This is a genomic window from Paenarthrobacter sp. RAF54_2, from assembly GCF_052113945.1.
Taxonomy (GTDB): domain Bacteria; phylum Actinomycetota; class Actinomycetes; order Actinomycetales; family Micrococcaceae; genus Arthrobacter.
Genome location: NZ_JBFRDV010000011.1, coordinates 94,286 through 110,273 on the forward strand (window position 1 = coordinate 94,286; position 15,988 = coordinate 110,273).

13 protein-coding genes and 1 tRNA gene are annotated in these 15,988 nt (G+C 61.1%); 7 read left to right on the forward strand and 7 right to left on the reverse strand.

Going from position 1 to position 15,988, the window contains the following annotated elements:
* Nucleotides 1-5: 5 nt before the first annotated feature.
* Complete coding sequence (locus tag AB4Y87_RS12890; RefSeq protein WP_442004732.1) at nt 6-1,628, reverse strand: ABC transporter substrate-binding protein; 1,623 nt, start codon at nt 1,626-1,628, stop codon at nt 6-8.
* 350 nt (nt 1,629-1,978) lie between these two features.
* On the opposite strand from AB4Y87_RS12890, the gene AB4Y87_RS12895 reads away from it, so the two are divergent.
* On the forward strand, nt 1,979-2,707 hold the full coding sequence (locus tag AB4Y87_RS12895; RefSeq protein ID WP_442004733.1) for a FadR/GntR family transcriptional regulator: 729 nt from the start codon (nt 1,979-1,981) through the stop codon (nt 2,705-2,707).
* Between the two features lie 228 nt (nt 2,708-2,935).
* On the opposite strand, the gene AB4Y87_RS12900 is transcribed toward AB4Y87_RS12895, so the two are convergent.
* Nucleotides 2,936-3,009: transfer RNA gene (locus AB4Y87_RS12900), tRNA-Arg, on the reverse strand.
* Between the two features lie 283 nt (nt 3,010-3,292).
* Here AB4Y87_RS12900 and AB4Y87_RS12905 point away from each other — a divergent pair.
* Entirely contained in the window at nt 3,293-5,119 is a 1,827-nt protein-coding gene (locus tag AB4Y87_RS12905; RefSeq protein ID WP_442004734.1) for a phosphoenolpyruvate carboxykinase (GTP), read from the forward strand.
* Between the two features lie 116 nt (nt 5,120-5,235).
* Here AB4Y87_RS12905 and AB4Y87_RS12910 read toward each other — a convergent pair whose 3' ends face one another.
* The 4 genes from AB4Y87_RS12910 to AB4Y87_RS12925 all read right to left on the reverse strand — a co-directional run bounded on the left by AB4Y87_RS12910 (nt 5,236) and on the right by AB4Y87_RS12925 (nt 8,930).
* A complete protein-coding gene (locus AB4Y87_RS12910; protein WP_442004735.1) occupies nt 5,236-6,408 on the reverse strand; it encodes a globin domain-containing protein in 1,173 nt (390 codons plus the stop codon).
* A 141-nt stretch (nt 6,409-6,549) separates the two neighbouring features.
* The gene (locus AB4Y87_RS12915; RefSeq protein ID WP_442004736.1) at nt 6,550-7,020 is read right to left on the reverse strand and encodes an RrF2 family transcriptional regulator; all 471 of its coding nucleotides are present in this window, start codon (nt 7,018-7,020) and stop codon (nt 6,550-6,552) included.
* Nucleotides 7,021-7,043: 23 nt separating this feature from the next.
* A complete protein-coding gene (locus AB4Y87_RS12920) occupies nt 7,044-7,499 on the reverse strand; it encodes a hypothetical protein (RefSeq protein WP_442004737.1) in 456 nt (151 codons plus the stop codon).
* A gap of 12 nt (nt 7,500-7,511) precedes the next feature.
* Nucleotides 7,512-8,930 carry a phosphomannomutase/phosphoglucomutase gene (locus tag AB4Y87_RS12925; RefSeq protein WP_442004738.1) on the reverse strand — a complete coding sequence of 473 codons (1,419 nt, stop codon included), beginning with the start codon at nt 8,928-8,930 and terminating at the stop codon, nt 7,512-7,514.
* 141 nt (nt 8,931-9,071) lie between these two features.
* Here AB4Y87_RS12925 and AB4Y87_RS12930 point away from each other — a divergent pair, with 141 nt between their 5' ends.
* The 5 genes from AB4Y87_RS12930 to AB4Y87_RS12950 all read left to right on the forward strand — a co-directional run bounded on the left by AB4Y87_RS12930 (nt 9,072) and on the right by AB4Y87_RS12950 (nt 14,104).
* A complete protein-coding gene (locus AB4Y87_RS12930; RefSeq protein ID WP_442004739.1) occupies nt 9,072-11,237 on the forward strand; it encodes a RecQ family ATP-dependent DNA helicase in 2,166 nt (721 codons plus the stop codon).
* A gap of 204 nt (nt 11,238-11,441) precedes the next feature.
* A complete protein-coding gene (locus tag AB4Y87_RS12935) occupies nt 11,442-12,875 on the forward strand; it encodes an MFS transporter (RefSeq protein WP_442004740.1) in 1,434 nt (477 codons plus the stop codon).
* A gap of 236 nt (nt 12,876-13,111) precedes the next feature.
* Nucleotides 13,112-13,252 carry a hypothetical protein gene (locus tag AB4Y87_RS12940; protein ID WP_442004741.1) on the forward strand — a complete coding sequence of 47 codons (141 nt, stop codon included), beginning with the start codon at nt 13,112-13,114 and terminating at the stop codon, nt 13,250-13,252.
* Between the two features lie 113 nt (nt 13,253-13,365).
* Nucleotides 13,366-13,575: a hypothetical protein gene (locus AB4Y87_RS12945; RefSeq protein ID WP_442004742.1), complete on the forward strand. Its 210-nt coding sequence runs from the start codon at nt 13,366-13,368 to the stop codon at nt 13,573-13,575.
* A 181-nt stretch (nt 13,576-13,756) separates the two neighbouring features.
* Nucleotides 13,757-14,104 carry a hypothetical protein gene (locus AB4Y87_RS12950; protein ID WP_442004743.1) on the forward strand — a complete coding sequence of 116 codons (348 nt, stop codon included), beginning with the start codon at nt 13,757-13,759 and terminating at the stop codon, nt 14,102-14,104.
* 37 nt (nt 14,105-14,141) lie between these two features.
* Here AB4Y87_RS12950 and AB4Y87_RS12955 read toward each other — a convergent pair whose 3' ends face one another.
* Nucleotides 14,142-15,800, reverse strand: a complete 1,659-nt coding sequence (locus tag AB4Y87_RS12955; RefSeq protein WP_442004744.1) for a hypothetical protein — start codon at nt 15,798-15,800, stop codon at nt 14,142-14,144.
* Nucleotides 15,801-15,988: the final 188 nt, after the last annotated feature.

The following is a 15,988-nucleotide window of genomic DNA, read 5'->3' on the forward strand; positions in this document are numbered from 1 at the left end:
GGTTTCTAGGCGGTACGTCCGACGTCGATGAACGACAATCCGGTGGTGGGCAGCGGCTGGAAGCCCTTGAGCTTTTTCTCGTCCCAGGCGCTGGGAAGCTGGCGGTGAAGGACGGGGTACAGGGGGACCTCATCCGAGACCATGTCCACGATTTCGGCCACGACCTTCTTGGCGTCGTCGCCAGAGGCCTGCGACCCCTTGTTCATGAGTTCCTGCAGCTTGGTGCGTTCAGGAGTGGTCCAGAAGGCGCGCTTCTCCATCCACGTGGCACCGGAGTAGAACCAGCTCAGCAGCAGATCCGCATCGTTGCCGAATACGGAAGGATCACCCGGGGCCGCAACCACCGTATAGTCACCCTTGCCCACGCGGTCGCTGTAAAGGGCACCGGACTGGAGGCTCTTCACCGTTACCTTGACGCCTGGGATCTTGTTCCAGGACTCAAGGATCAGCGGTGCAACGTCCTTGACCCACGCGGTGTCCGTGGTGAGGAGTTCGAACTCGAGGCTGTTGACGCCCGCCTGCTTGAGCAGGTCTTCGGCCTTCTTCGTGTCAAAACCGTAGACGTTCTTGGCCTTGACGTAGTCGGGGTGGCCTTCCTGGAAGTAGGAGCTGGCCGCCTTGGCGTTGCCGAACAGGGCCTTCTTGATGATGGCTTCCTTGTCCATGCCATAGTGCAATGCCTGGCGGACGAGTTTGTTGTCGAACGGGGCCTTGGCGCAGTTGAACATGAGGAACAGCAGGCCGAAGGACTGGACTGATTCCACCTTGACCTTGGACTTCAGGCCGTCGACGTCCAGGTACGGAACGTCCTCGATGGCCTGGACGCGGCCGGATTGGACGGCAGTAACACGGGCCGCAGCGTCCGAAAGAAGGAGCCAGGTCATGCCCTTGGCCAGGGCCGGCTTGGGGCCGTTGTAGTCTGCGAACGCTTCGAAGACGATCTTGTCGTCCTTGACGGCGGAGACCAGTTTGTACGGACCGGAGCCGATTGGCTTGGCGTCGAAAGCCTTCAGATCGCTGGCGAGTGCCTTGGGGACCACCTTGACCACCGAAATTCGCGGCCCGAAGCCCGGGAAGGCGTACTTGAGCGTGAATTCCACCGTCTTGGCGTCCAGAGGCTTGACGTCCTGAATGAAGGGGATGAATTGGGAGAACAACGACTTGTTCGCGGGGTCCATGACGCGGGTAAAGGAAAAGGCCACGTCTTCGGTGGTGACGGGGGAGCCGTCATGGAATTTGGCGCCGTCACGGATGGTCACCTGATAGGTGGTGTCGTTGATTTTCTTTGGATCTGACGCTGCCAGGGCGTTGTAGGGCTGGCGCGTGGCCGGGTGCAGCTCAATGAGGCCTTCGAAGATGTGGAGGTTGGCTGCCATCGGTGTGGCTCCCGAAGAGCTCAGCGGGTCAAAGCCTGTGGAGAGGGCGTAGGAGATGCCTGCCTCGATGATGAGGTCCTTGTTCACGACCGCGGTGTTTGCTGCATTCCCCGTGGTGGTGCTGGCAGCGCCGCCACACGCGGAAAGGGTTGCCGTGAAGGCGGCGGCTGCACCAACTGCGCCGCTCAGCTTGAGGAAATTGCGGCGGCTGGCGTCATTGACCAGCGGCAGGCTGTTGATGGTCTTGCTCATAAAGGTGCCTCACCATTCGACTGTCGTGGGTTATCGGATGTAGGACGTCCGATGCTCGTATTGAAACTGTAAGTGTGGTCACAAGGGGACGTCAAGTGAGAGATGGATCACGGTGAGGCTGCCTGGGAAGCTGGAGCCTCGCGGGCTCCTCGCCGCCCGGGCGCCAGAATGCGGAATTCTCAAGGAATTCCGAAGATATACCTATCAAGGAGGTGGGACATCCGATATTGTATGTTGCGAGTCACTCATTCTGCGGTGGGCATTAAGCTCGCCTCAATATTAACACCGCACTCCTTCGCATCCGAGGTTCATTGGCCTCTGCGGGAGGAGTGCATCGGCAAGGAGAGCCCATGACAACTTCCGGTGTCGTTCCGCAAGCGCGGTTCAGTGCACAGGCCCGGCTGCGTGCATTGCAGTCGGACATTATGGAACTCATCCTTGAGCGGGAGCTCGAGGCGGGTGACCCGTTGCCCACGGAGAGCGAACTTTCAATTGCCCTCGGTGTAGGACGCAATACGTTGCGTGAGTCCCTGAAAGTGCTGCAGGCCCTGGGTGTGATCGAGATCCGCCATGGCTTCGGGATGTTCGTGGCTCCCAGCAATTTCGATGCTTTGGCTGACGGCCTGACGTTCCGGGGCCGGCTTTCCCTCCGGCACCAAGGACTCGAAGCCTTGCAGCTGGTGGACGTGCGGCAGGCCTTGGAGTCCGGGCTTATCGCCTCCTCCATCGATGTGATGACCAAGGAGCAGCTCGCGTCCATCGAGGAATCTGTGAAGCAAATGGAGGAACTCGCCGCCGCCGGCGAGAACTTCGTGGCCGCCGACGCCGAGTTCCACCGCCGACTATTCGAACCCCTTAACAACGAGCTGCTGATCAACCTGATGGGAGTCTTCTGGAAGGTGTACCGGAAGATCCACGTAGAGATCGGCGCCGGTAATGAGGACCTGGCCAAGACAGCCGCCATCCATCGGAACATCTATGCCGCCGTTGCGGCGGGCGACAAAGTGCTGGCGGCCGAGCTTCTCAACCGTCACTTCGACGGCATCCGGCGCCGCATCAGCGAGGCTGTGGGGGAGTAAGCGTCCGCACTTACGGCAAGGGCCGCCGTCGTACTTTCCGAAAGTACGACGGCGGCCCTGTCCGTTTCTGCGCGCGGCTCACCTGCTGCTGCGGCCACCCAAGTAAGTCGCAGGTGAGCGCGTTTTCAGCCCTCAAAACGCGCAGTGCTGCTACGTACTTGGGCTAACCCGGGCAAAACGGGCAAAACAAAAGACCCGCACCGGCGAACCGGTGCGGGTCTTTATCTGTGCGCCCAAAGGGATTCGAACCCCTGACCTTCTGTTCCGTAGACAGACGCTCTATCCAGCTGAGCTATGGGCGCATTTCGTGTGATTCTCGGCGGTCTGTTTCTCTGACCCCTCGAACCTCAATAAACTTTACAGAAGTTCATGTGAAGTTCCAAATCGAAAAGCTGTAATCTAGACAACTAGACCGGTCTATGTGACCTTCCTCACTTAAATCGCGCTTCTCTGAAACTGGAACCTTGAATTCTAGGGGTTTTTCGTTTCGTCCCCACTGGACATCTGACGTCTGACAGGGGATTGGTCTGGTCCGGGACCCCTATCGTTTAGGACACACCACTGAACCCGAGGAAGGGAACCGCAATGGGCGATCTGGCGCGACTGCCGCTGCTTGAGAAGGCACCTACTACGCATGCACGCCTGCTGGCCTGGGTTGAGGAAGTAGCCGAGCTGACTCAGCCGGACCGCATCCACTGGGTTGATGGCAGCGAAGCAGAGAACAAGAAGCTGACCGACGAACTCGTCGAGGCCGGCACCCTGAAGAGGCTGAACCCGGAAACGTTCCCGAATTCCTTCGCGGCGTTCTCTGACCCGGCCGACGTTGCCCGCGTAGAGGAGCAGACCTTCATCTGCTCCGAGAACGAGCGCGACGCAGGCTTCACCAACAACTGGATGGCCCCGGCCGAGATGAAGCAGAAGCTGCGCGGCCTGTTCGCCGGCTCCATGCGCGGCCGCACCATGTACGTCATTCCGTTCGTGATGGGTCACCTGGATGCCGAGGACCCGAAGTTCGGCGTTGAGATCACCGACTCCGCGTACGTCGTTGCTTCCATGCGCATCATGGCCCGCATTGGCACGGACGTCCTGGACCGCATCACGCAAACAGATGCATTCTTTGTTCCGGCCCTCCACTCGCTGGGCGCTCCGCTGGAAGCCGGCCAGGCCGACGTCGCGTGGCCGTGCAACACGGACAAGTGGATCGTCCACTTCCCCGAAGAGCGCTCCATCTGGTCTTTCGGTTCCGGCTACGGCGGAAACGCCCTGCTGGGCAAGAAGTGCTACGCACTGCGTATCGCCTCCGTGATGGCTCGCGACGAAGGCTGGCTGGCCGAGCACATGCTCATCCTCAAGCTGACCTCGCCGGAGCAGAAGACTTACTACGTCTCCGCTGCCTTCCCGTCCGCTTGCGGCAAGACCAACCTCGCCCTGCTGGATCCCACCATCAAGGGCTGGAAGGTGGAGACCCTCGGTGACGACATCACCTGGATGCGTTTCGGCAAGGAAGGCGAGCTCCGCGCCGTCAACCCTGAGGCCGGCTTGTTCGGCGTCGCGCCAGGCACCGGTTGGGGCACCAACCCCAACGCCATGCGTGCCATTGCCAAGGGCAACAGCATCTTCACCAATGTTGCGCTTACCGATGACGGCGGCGTGTGGTGGGAAGGTATGACCGAGGAAACTCCGGCGCACCTGACCGACTGGCGCGGCGAGTCCTGGACTCCGGACTCCGACGCCCCGGCCGCACACCCCAACTCCCGCTTCTGCACGCCGATCGACCAGATCGACATGTTGGCCGAAGAGTACTTCAGCCCGGACGGCGTGGAGTTGTCCGCGATCCTGTTCGGTGGCCGCCGCAAGACCACCATCCCGCTGGTCACCGAGGCCCGCGACTGGTCCAACGGCATCTTCATGGGTGCCACGCTTTCCTCGGAAACCACGGCTGCTGCAGCTGGCGCCGTCGGTGTTGTCCGCCGCGATCCCATGGCAATGCTGCCGTTCATCGGCTACGACGCAGGTGACTACCTGAACCACTGGGTAAACCTGTCCGCCAAGGCAAACCCGGAGCGTCTGCCCAAGATCTTCCTGGTCAACTGGTTCCGTCGCACGACTGAAGGCGGCTTCGCCTGGCCTGGCTTCGGAGACAACGCGCGTGTGCTCAAGTGGGCCATCGAACGCCTCGAAGGCAAGGCTGACGCCGTTGAAACCCCGATCGGTTTCGTACCGACCGGTGAATCCATCGACCTCGAGGGCCTGGACATGACCCCGGCTGAGGTTGAGTCGGCTGTTCGTGTCGACCCCGAGGAATGGGCAACAGAACTGGCGTCCATCGAGGAATGGTTCGCCAACTTCGGCGAGTCGCTCCCGGCGGCACTTCAGTCGGAGCTGGACGGTCTGAAGACCCGTCTGGGCTAGACCTCTTAGGAACAACGGCGTTCTTAAGTGAACGATGACGGCCCGTCACCTTTTGGATGAAAGGTGGCGGGCCGCCGTCGTGCTTCTGGCGCTTTTGCAGTGTTTGCGGCTCTGCCTTAGTTCCCGAGCCACACGTCGGGGCCGAAAACTTCGTAGTGGATCCGGGTGGCCGGAATCCCGGCCTCGATTGCTTCGTCACGAATTTTCTTCATGAAGGGCAACGGCCCGCACAGGTACAGGGAAGCGTCTGCCGGCACGTCGACTTCCCTCAGGGACATGAAGCCTGCCTTGGCGCGGTGCACTTCGTTGCTGGGCTGCGGCGACTCGAGCCAGAGCTGTAGTTCGGCGTCAATGCTTGCGGCGTCTGCAGTCATTTGGCCGCTCAATGCCCAACTTTCCATGGAGCGTTCGGCATGCAGGACAAGAACCTGGCGATCGGTGCCGGCCTCAGCCAGAGAACGGAGGATCGAGGCCGTCGGCGTGCACCCGATGCCCGCTGATGCGAGCACAACCGGCCCCTCGCCGTCCTTGAGGGTGATCTCGCCGTAGGGGTTGGAGATTTCGAGTACATCGCCAGGCTCGACGGCGGTATGCAGGGCGGTGGACACCTCACCACCGTCGTTTAGCTTGGTGGTGAAGATTCGGCTGGTGCCGGCGTCGCCTGACAATGAATACTGCCGCACTTGGCGCAAGCCGTCAGGGAGGGCAACCTTGACGCTCACATACTGGCCGGCCAGGGCCGGTGTTACCGGAGTATCGTCGGCAGGTTCCAAGGTGAACGTCATGGCGTCCTTGCCAGCCGGTACCTTGGAAACCACGCGCCAGGGCATCCACATTTTATTGTTTGACTGGGAGGCATAGAGGTCCTTTTCGAGCTTGATCAGGGCGTCTGCCATAAGCCAGTAAACCTCAGTCCATGCCTCGGCGATTTCCGGTGTAATGACGTCTGACAGGTCGGCCGCGATTGCTGCGAAGAGATGCTCGTAGACCACTCCGTACTGCTCTTCGGCGATGCCCAGTGAGGCGTGCTTGTGGGCGATCCGGGCCAGGACCTTTTCCGGGAGGGTGCCCGGGTTGTTCACCAGATGGGTGGCGAAGGCGGCGATGCTCCCGGCGAGTGCCTGTTGCTGATCACCCGAGCGCTGGTTGGAGCGGCTGAAGAGTCCATCGAGCAACTCGGGGTGCGCTGCAAAGAGACGCGTGTAGAAATCGGCGGTGATGTCACCAATACGCGAGCCCACCAGCGGAAGAGTGGCTTCAATAATGGGGCGGGATTTTTCCGAGAGCATGGTTCTCCTGAGGTAGGGGCCCGGCTGGGTCATTCGGACCGTCACAATACAAGCATTTCGAATGCCTATATTTACATCTCAATTTCTACTCCTTGTAGAAAAGATGTGCAAATCGAAGCGCAGGCCTGCTCGGACGACCGGTCAGGGCAGGGTTGCGGGGGACCTGAATTCGGGCCGGAGGCCAATTGTTTGGAAGACCGGATTCATCTGCCGGGCATGAGGGAGGGATGAGATGACGACGGTGTCCAGCTCGCGATAGAACGCTTCGCGGGCCCGACTCATTGCGTGACGGAGACCGCACTCTGTGATGAGGGGGCAGTCATGGGTGGGGGACTGGCATTCCGCCGGATCCTGCCGGCTGTCCAAGTGGCGAAGGAGTTGGCCAACGGTCGCTTGTCTCCCCGCTTCATTAAGGCGCGAGCCACCCAGGCGGCCTCGTTCCACATCAATCAATCCAAGGCTCCGCAATCGGACCATGGCCTTGCTGACGTGGTTGTACGGAGTTCCCACGGCGTCGGCCACAGCCTGGGTTGTCAGCAAGGTGCCCTCAGGGGCGGACGCCAACACCATAACGGCGCGGAGGCTGACATCTGCGAACGCGTTGATTTTCATGGGATCAGCCTACGTAGTCAGGTCTAGTCCACCCAGAGCGAGGGCTCGTGGGTGTCAGGCTCAAGGGCGCCGAAGTCGAACCCTTCAGCGGTGTGGACGTAGGGGATGACGGCTGCCATGACCCCACCATCCCGGTGCTCGGCAGTGCCGTGGATGCCATCCGAGCCGTGCTCGGGCAGCGCGACATCACTTGCGATGGCCACGGCCCGGTAATCGTTCCGTCCCTGGCGAAGTAATTCCTCGACGTCCGTCAACATTGCCCCCGCGTCAATGTGACCGTCTTCGTCCGGCTCTCCTGGAGAAACCATGACAATCCGCACCTCACCCTCATGTGAAAGCGTGATGCCAAAGGGGAGAAAGCCGCCGTTCTGCAGTATGTGCTCCTGGGCAGTTCCCAGTGCAGTACCCAGAATCTCCCGGAGTTCACGCTCCTGGACGGTCCCGGTGGAATCGGCGTCGTCGATGGGCTGCTCGCTCATGTTTGCCGGTCCCTATGCCCGGACCAGAGTCAGGACGCGGTCGCGGATTTTTTCCATGGTGGGCAGGTCTTTGGCTTCGGCGTTCAAGCGGAGGAAGGGCTCGGTGTTGGAGGGGCGCAGGTTGAACCACCAGCTGCCGTCCTTGGCACTGAAGGTGCTGCCGTCCATGTGGTCGATCTCGACGTCATCGTTCTGGAAATCAAGGCGGACCCGCTCGATCGCGCCTGCTTTGTCGTCGATCTCGGAGTTGATTTCACCGGAGGAAACGTAGGGCTCGTACTGACGCCCGAGTTCGGAGAGGGGACCGTCCTGCTCGCCCAGGGCTGCCAGGACATGCATGGCGGCGAGCATTCCGGTGTCCGCGTTCCAGAAATCCCGGAAGTAGAAGTGAGCAGAGTGCTCCCCGCCGAACACGGCACCTTCTTCGGCCATGACGGCTTTGATGAAGGAGTGCCCGACGCGCGTCCGGACCGCCCGGCCGCCGTCCTTGGCCACGAGTTCGGGAACGGCCTTGGAGGTGAGCAAGTTGTGGATGATCACCGGGGCCTGTTCCCCGGAAGCCTGGGCGCGGGCGATCTCCCTGCGCGCGACCATGCCGGTGATTGCCGACGGCGAGACGGGCTCGCCCTTTTCATCGATCACGAAGCAGCGGTCAGCGTCGCCGTCGAAGGCAAGGCCGATGTCGGCGCCGTGCTTGATCACGGCCGCCTGGAGGTCGCGGAGGTTTTCCGGTTCCAGCGGGTTGGCCGGGTGATTCGGGAACGAGCCGTCCAGTTCGAAATAGAGCGGGATGATCTCGAACGGCAGGGCCGGGAGGAGTTTGTTACCGAGCACCGCCGGGGTGGTCAGCCCGGCCATACCGTTGCCCGCGTCCACGACGATCTTCAACGGACGGGAACCGGAAAGGTCCACGAGCTGGCGCAGGTATTCGGAGTAGTCCTTCAGCACGTCCCGAACACCGATCTGCCCGCGCGTAGCCGCGGCGGGGATGCTGCCTTCGTTCAGGTACTGCTCGGCGAGGGCCTGGATTTCCTTCAGGCCGCTCTCGGAGGAAATCGGTTGAGCCCCGGCCTTGGCCATTTTGATGCCGTTGTACTCGGCGGGGTTGTGGCTGGCGGTGAATGTGGCACCGGCTGCGTTCAGGGCACCGCAGGCATAGTAGAGCTCGTCGGTGGAGATCAGGTCCAGCAACTGGACGTTGGCGCCGCGCCTGGCAGCACCGTTCGCGAAGGCCTGGCTGAACTCCGGCGAGGACGGGCGCATGTCTCCGCCAACAAGGACAGTTTCACCCTCAAGGCCCAGAACGTCGATGAAGGCAGCACCGACTGCCTCGACGATTTCAGCCGTGATGGATTCCCCCACGATGCCCCGGACGTCGTACGCCTTGAAGGAAGCCGAGAGGTCGAAGTTCTTGTTCTGCTCGCTAGTCACGGGCTCAATCCTACTGTGGCAGCGCAATTGAGCATGAACCGGGGAAGCTGCTATGTGGAAAGCCAGTCCGGTGACGGGCAGTTTTCCACATAGCCGCGACCACCGGTTCTGGCTGTCAGGGGCTGCTGGAATACTGGATCCATGGCCAACAACTCCCCAAATGCTGCTGTTTCCGTGGAATCCCCTACCCGCCAGAAGGCTTTGGCTTGTCTTCGTGAGCTTGTGGGGCATCCGGAAGCAGACTTCCATGACGGCCAGTTCGAGGCCATAGAGGCATTGGTGGACGCCGGGCGCCGTGCGTTGGTGGTTCAACGCACGGGTTGGGGAAAATCCGCCGTCTACTTCGTCTCCTCATTGTTGCTGCGCCAACGGGGCGCGGGTCCCACGCTGATCGTGTCTCCTCTTCTCGCGCTGATGCGGGACCAAGTGGCAGCGGCCGCACGGGCGGGAGTCCGGGCAGTGGCCATCAACTCGGCCAACGCGCTTGAGTGGGATACTGTCCTGGCCCAGTTGGCAGCTGACCAGGTAGACGTTCTCCTGGTGTCGCCCGAGCGCCTCACCAATCCCTCGTTCAGGGAGAACCAGTTGCCCGAGCTGATCCGGAGGACCGGATTGCTCGTTATTGATGAGGCCCACTGCATCTCCGATTGGGGCCACGACTTCAGACCCGATTACCGGCGCATCGCGGATCTCATTGCCCAACTGCCCGAGTCGGTTCCAGTCCTGGCCACCACGGCTACCGCCAACTCCCGTGTGGTTCACGATATTGAGGAACAACTCGGAGACGGAGTGTTGACCATCCGGGGTGCACTGGGCCGCGAGTCACTGCGGCTCGGCGTTCTCAACTTGTCCGACTCCCGTGATCGCCTGGGCTGGCTGCTGACGCACCTGGCGGACCTCCCTGGCAGCGGAATCATTTACACGCTGACCGTCTCAGCCGCAGAGGACACTGCCCGGCTTCTTTCCGAGGCTGGACACAATGTCTTGTCCTACACCGGCCGCACGGATCCTGCCGATCGGGAGCGGGCAGAGCAACTCCTCAAGGACAACCAGGTCAAGGCGCTTGTGGCCACCTCGGCATTAGGGATGGGATTCGACAAACCCGACCTTGGGTTCGTGATTCACCTCGGAGCGCCGTCCTCGCCGGTTGCCTATTACCAACAGGTTGGCCGAGCTGGCCGAGGCGCCGCCAACGCCGACGTCCTGTTGCTTCCAGGCTCCGAGGACCGCGAAATATGGCAGTATTTTGCCACCGCATCCATGCCCTCAGCAGAAAAGGCCGACGCCGTCTTGAGGGTGCTTGGTGAGGCGAATTCGGCCATGTCCACGGTGGCGCTGGAAGCCCGCGTGGACCTTCGGCGCACGCCTCTGGAACTCCTCCTCAAGGTCCTGGCCGTTGACGGGGCAGTTGAACGCGTGGGTGGCGGTTGGCGGGCGACCGGACGGTCATGGAGCTACGATGCAGAGCGATACGCGCGTATTGCGGAAGCGCGGGTGGATGAGCAGGATTCCATGGTGATTTACCAGGACACCGCAGGTTGTCGCATGGAATACATCACCTCGGTGCTCGACGACGAGACCGCCGCCCCTTGCGGCCGTTGTGACAACTGTGCTGGACGCTGGTTCCCAGTGGACATCGCAGCTGCCGCGGTTGATGCAGCAGGCCAGACGCTTCGTCGAGCCGGGATCGCCGTGGAACCGCGGCTCCAGTGGCCCAGCGGGATGGACAGGCTGGGTGTGGGAGTCAAAGGCAAGATCAAGCCGGACGAAAGCATTTCCGAAGGCCGTGTCCTGGCAAGGCTGACAGACCTGGGTTGGGGTGGTGCGCTCCGCGAGCTCTTTGCCGCCGGAGCACCCGATAGGGCCGTGGACCCCGCTATGCTGCAGGCCTGCGTTCAGGTGCTGCGCGAATGGTCGGGGGCCGACGGTGGAACTGCCTGGAGCGGGGTGGGGCGCCCGGCAGCCGTTGTCAGCATTCCCTCAAGGAGCAAGCCACAACTTGTGGACTCCCTGGCGCAGGGAATCGCGGGCATAGGGCGGATGCCATACCTGGGTCAACTGCAGCCAGAGCACGGTGGTCCCACAGGATCACGTGGCGGCAACAGCGCTTACAGGCTCGCGGGAGTATGGGACCGTTTGGCCGTCGGCCCGGAACTGGCACAGGCCCTGGCAGGCATTGGTGACCAGCCAGTGCTCTTGGTGGATGACCTCATCGACAGCCGCTGGACAGTGACCGTTGCGGCGAGGGCGCTCAGGCGGTCCGGAGTAGGTGCCGTGCTACCGCTCGCCCTGGCCCAGGCGGGGTAGCGCGCACTCGGCGTAGGGCGCTGGCGGGAAACGCTCAACTGGGAAACGTTTAACGGGGGTAGTGCTTCAAGGGCGGTTGTGCGCTGAAAAGCGTCATGTTGTGAACGCTCCCACGGTGTCTCTATAGGATCGAGCAAACACGAGGATCGAGCAAACACGCCCGCCTGCTGCTGCGGGCCACCAGACAAGACTTGGACCGGAGCCATGAGCACAAACCCGAGCAACACCGACGTCGAAGCGGCCAATGAAACAAGTTGGCGCCCGCGCCTGGCACTGCTGGTCGCGGCAACGTTCTTCATGGAGTTTCTCGACGGAACTATCCTCACCACGGCCATCCCCAGCATTGCGGCCGATTTCCGGGTGGCGCCTGCTGATATCAACATCACGATGACCGCCTATTTAGTGACGGTGGCTATGGGGATCCCGTTGAGCAGTTGGCTTGCCGAGCGGTTCGGCGCCCGCAGGATATTCTGCCTGGCGATATCGGTGTTCACTATTGCCTCCCTTTTCTGCGCAGTAAGCACCGACTTGACCATGCTGACGTTGAGTCGGGTGGCGCAGGGCGTGGGCGGCGCCATGATGGTTCCTGTGGGCACTCTGGTCGTTTTGCGGGGCACGCCCAAATCCGAGCTTCTCCGCGCCACCGCCTATTTGGTATGGCCAGGCCTCCTTGCCCCCGTTTTGGCTCCCATGGTTGGCGGCGCGCTCACCACTTTCCTGTCATGGCACTGGATCTTCATCATTAACGTGCCCCTCGGCCTGGCTGCCTTCATTGCGGCACTGAGGTTGGTTCCGCGGACTCAATTTGATGCCAACCGCCGACTTGACTGGTTTGGCCTGTTGCTGACTACCTTGGGCGTGGGTTCCCTTGTGGTGGGACTGGAGACGCTGGGTGGACACGCATCCAATGTGCTGGCTGGTGTGGTGGTGACTGCCGGCGTGGTGTCCCTGGCTGGCGCCGTCTGGTGGATGAGCAAAGCAAGGGTTCCGCTGTTCAACCTCAGCGTATTTGGCACCAGGACTTTCAGGGCGACATCCACGGGCGGATTCATTTACCGGCTCACCATCAGCTCGGTTCCGTTCCTGCTGCCTCTCATGTTTCAGGATGGATTTGGCTGGGATCCCTTGAAGGCCGGGGTTATGGTCGCCGCAGTCTTCGTGGGCAACATCGGGATCAAGCCGGCCACCACACCCCTGATAAGGCGCTTCGGGTTTAAGCCGGTGCTCGTCTTTGCATCGTTCGCGTCAGCCGTGACGTTTGCCTTGTGTGCGTTCCTTAATGCCCAAACACCCGAGCCCCTGATTTTCGCTCTGTTGCTGCTCAGCGGTGCCTTCCGATCCATCGGATTCTCCGCTTACGCGTCCGTGCAGTATGCCGATATCGTCCCGGGGCAGCTGCCCTCGGCAAACGCTATCTCCGCCACGCTCGTACAGTTGGCGGCTGCGGCAGGTATCGCCGTGGGGGCCTTGTTCCTGAGGCTGTTCGAGACAACGGATGTGCTCGGGGCGGACCACGTGGCGGCCTACAAGGGGGCCTTCATAGCCATGGCTGTCCTCATGCTGGTCAGCACAGTGGACAGCCTGACCCTGCACCGGCACGCTGGCGCGGAAGTCAGCCACGGAGCCAAGCGGGGGTGACGTGGCGCAGCTACCCCCTGGAGTTAGTCCGCGAGGGTAGCAACCGCAGCGTCCACAGAATTGACAACGGAAAGTCGGTCCCCGTTCCCCGCCACAACGAGATCACTGCCAAGAAATTCATCGAGCAAATTGGAGAATGACATGAAGCTCAGCGCTCCGGCGGCCGGTGGGCAATCGAGGTACCCGAAATTCAGGGCCTCTACACGCAGGCAAAGCGCCTGGAACAGGTGGAAACGATGGTCAAAGACGCGGCAGCGCTGATGACGGGTCGTCCAGAAACAGACTTCGTCGTGGAAGTCATCCCCGAAGTCGACAAGTCGACGTTGGAAGCAGTGGAGGCTGCCAACGAATACAGCCAGATCCTCAAAGGCTCGTAGCTGGCCGGATTGGGCAGCGGTTCGACGCCGTGCATGGCGTCGTGTGAGGAATGTTGCATTGCCGTAACACGCGTTTTCAACTACTGTCAGGATCTAACGAGACGAGGTGCACGATGAGCGATATCAGCGATTGGGATGATGATCACAAGCACTCGCACACATCCTCATGCGACCACCAGCGCGCTCGCTCTCTGGACGTTGGCCCGGCGCGGGAAACCCCTGAGCAGTATGCGGAGAGAGTCGATACCATTACCAACGACCCTCACCGCATCGAGAAGCGCAAGCACATAGCTGCAGCTCTCACCGTACCGCGTCGCCGCTAGACCTTTGCTTGAACTAGTCGAAGCCGAGCATAAGCATCGTCAGTTCCTACACCTATTCTGGTGCGGTCCCATACCTTTTCGTGAAGCGAAACAGCGCCGAACACCGCATCCAGAGCAGTACGCGATCGAAGTCCAATCCATCGTTCGCAACCTTCGCCCCCGTGCGAAGTATCCGGAGAGAATGCACATCTGCTACCTGGATGAGTATGAACTCGTGAAATCCGTCGCCTGGGCCAGGTTCGTAGGGTCTACGGATGGACACCATCGTGCATCGTTCTACGTACTCGCCACACACCTGCTGTTCACTCGGCAGGGCGCCGGACAACAGACGTACACGCACGTGATAGGCGATCTTATTGAGCTGGCGCAAGACGCGTCGGACTTCAAGTCTCTGACTGTCACTGCACTCGTTCATCCGGACAATGTCGCATGTAGGACGCTTCTTACACACAATCATTGGGTGCATTCGGACATGGACGTGGACGGGCTGCACGAGGAGTGGGCCCTCGTCGTGAAGGTCCAAGACTAGCCCTGGCGAGCCATTCGTTCACTGGTCCGCCTAAGGGTCACACCGCATACAGGTGTGCATTGGTGGTGGTCGCGTCGATGCTCACCTTGAGGCTGGTTAGATCATTGGGGATCGTGGCGGGGTGCCTGAGCTGGAGCGTGCCACGGGCCGGGATCGTGTGGGTTTTCGTGGACTCGCCCACCATCGATGTCACAGTTGCTCCAGCAGCGCCCGTCACCGTGGCCGTGAGCTCGCGCGTGGATCCGGGTATGTTCTGCCGGTACTGCGGGTACAAGATGGTTGCCGAGTAGGGGTTGCCTGAGGTTGCGGTGAGGATGTCGTCACGGTGACTTGTGGAGCTGTCAGCCACGGCAAGCCCGGACTTCGTCAGGACCATGACGTGGCCGGCGTCGCGCGCTGCATCGAGGTAGTCCATGGTTGCTGTGAAGTCAGCCAGAGACATATACCCGGGGGAGCCGATGTTGTTGGAGTGCCACATCATCACGACGCCGACCTTCCAGTCCCGTGATCGGTCAATCAGCGTTTTGGCTGCGGTGAGGGTGTAGGAATCGACGCTGTAGTGGATTTGGCCGTCTCGGAGGACGCCGTCGATGGGTCGGTAGTAGGAATCCATGAAGTACCCGGAGGCGAGTGCGTGATATGCCGAGATGAGTGACCCTGCGTACGTGTCGGTCCAACCGGCGATGGTGTCCGAAGGCATGTACCCGTCGTAGGACATGGCCGAGCCGCCTGGGGGTGCGAAACAGTCGATCGGAATGCGTGGCATTTTTACCCGGAGTGTCTGCAGGGCGCCGATCAGGGTGGTTTCGATGGCTGCGTCGCCTGTTGCATTGAGATGGTTGGAGCCGTGATTCCACACTTCGCCGCCGCTCTCGATGCAGTATTTTTGCATTGTCGTGAACTCGGACGGATCAATCGGTGTCCCACAGATCGACTCTGAGGTTGAGACGCGAGTGAACGGAAGTCCACGCTTTACTAGTTCCGGTAGGACCCTGGTACGAAATTCCACTGGGGCGTCGTCGAAGCGGAGGGCAATAGCACCGTTACCGTTGGTGCCTATCCGGCCACCTTTGCGAGCAGTTAGCCGCTGTTGAAGGATCGAACGACGAATGGGACCGGGATCGTTGGAACCAACGCCGTCGGCTGGCGCCCACGCCTGATCTGCACCGGCGAGGGTGCGGGCTCGTTTGAACTCAATCGGTGCGACGTCGCCATCCTCCATTGAGGTGAACGTTTGAATGCTTCCGTCGCCGACGGGGAACTTCACGAAGATTCCGGGCCGTTCGCGTGGCAGACCTAGCGCGCGGGCGACCACTACATTGGACACGACGTAGACGCCGGGGGCAATCGTGGCGAGGTCGGCGGTCGAGGTGAGTGCGGTGTCGTGCCAGAATATTGAGCTGGGCACCTCTGTCCATGCTGACGTGAGACCGCTGAGTCGGGACTGAAGGAACAGTCTGGTGCCAGACACTTCAATGGACTGGTAGATGCGAGTGAGCGCACCCGAACTACCCACCGACACCGTAGTAAGAGCGCCAGGGCGAGAACTGGGCAGACCTAGCCTCTCGGCGATCCTTCCATTGGTAACCCCATAGACACCAGACTTGAGGGCGTCCATGTCGTCTGTGGCTGCCAGCGTCCGCTGGTAAAACGACGCGCCAGCGAGCAAAGCAGCAAGCGCCGCATTCATTGCCATGGCAAGAGCATTGACATCGCCAGCATCAGGTCCACGTTCGGCTCAATGATTGGCAGGCTGTAGGGCGGCAAAGATGAAGTCACGTTGGTCCTTCCAGGGGCATGACAAAGGCCCCGACTGGTGATCGGAGCCTATCAAGACGTGAGAGTCTCGTGTCAGATAGTGGTGTCGAACTGTTGGTGTGTCTG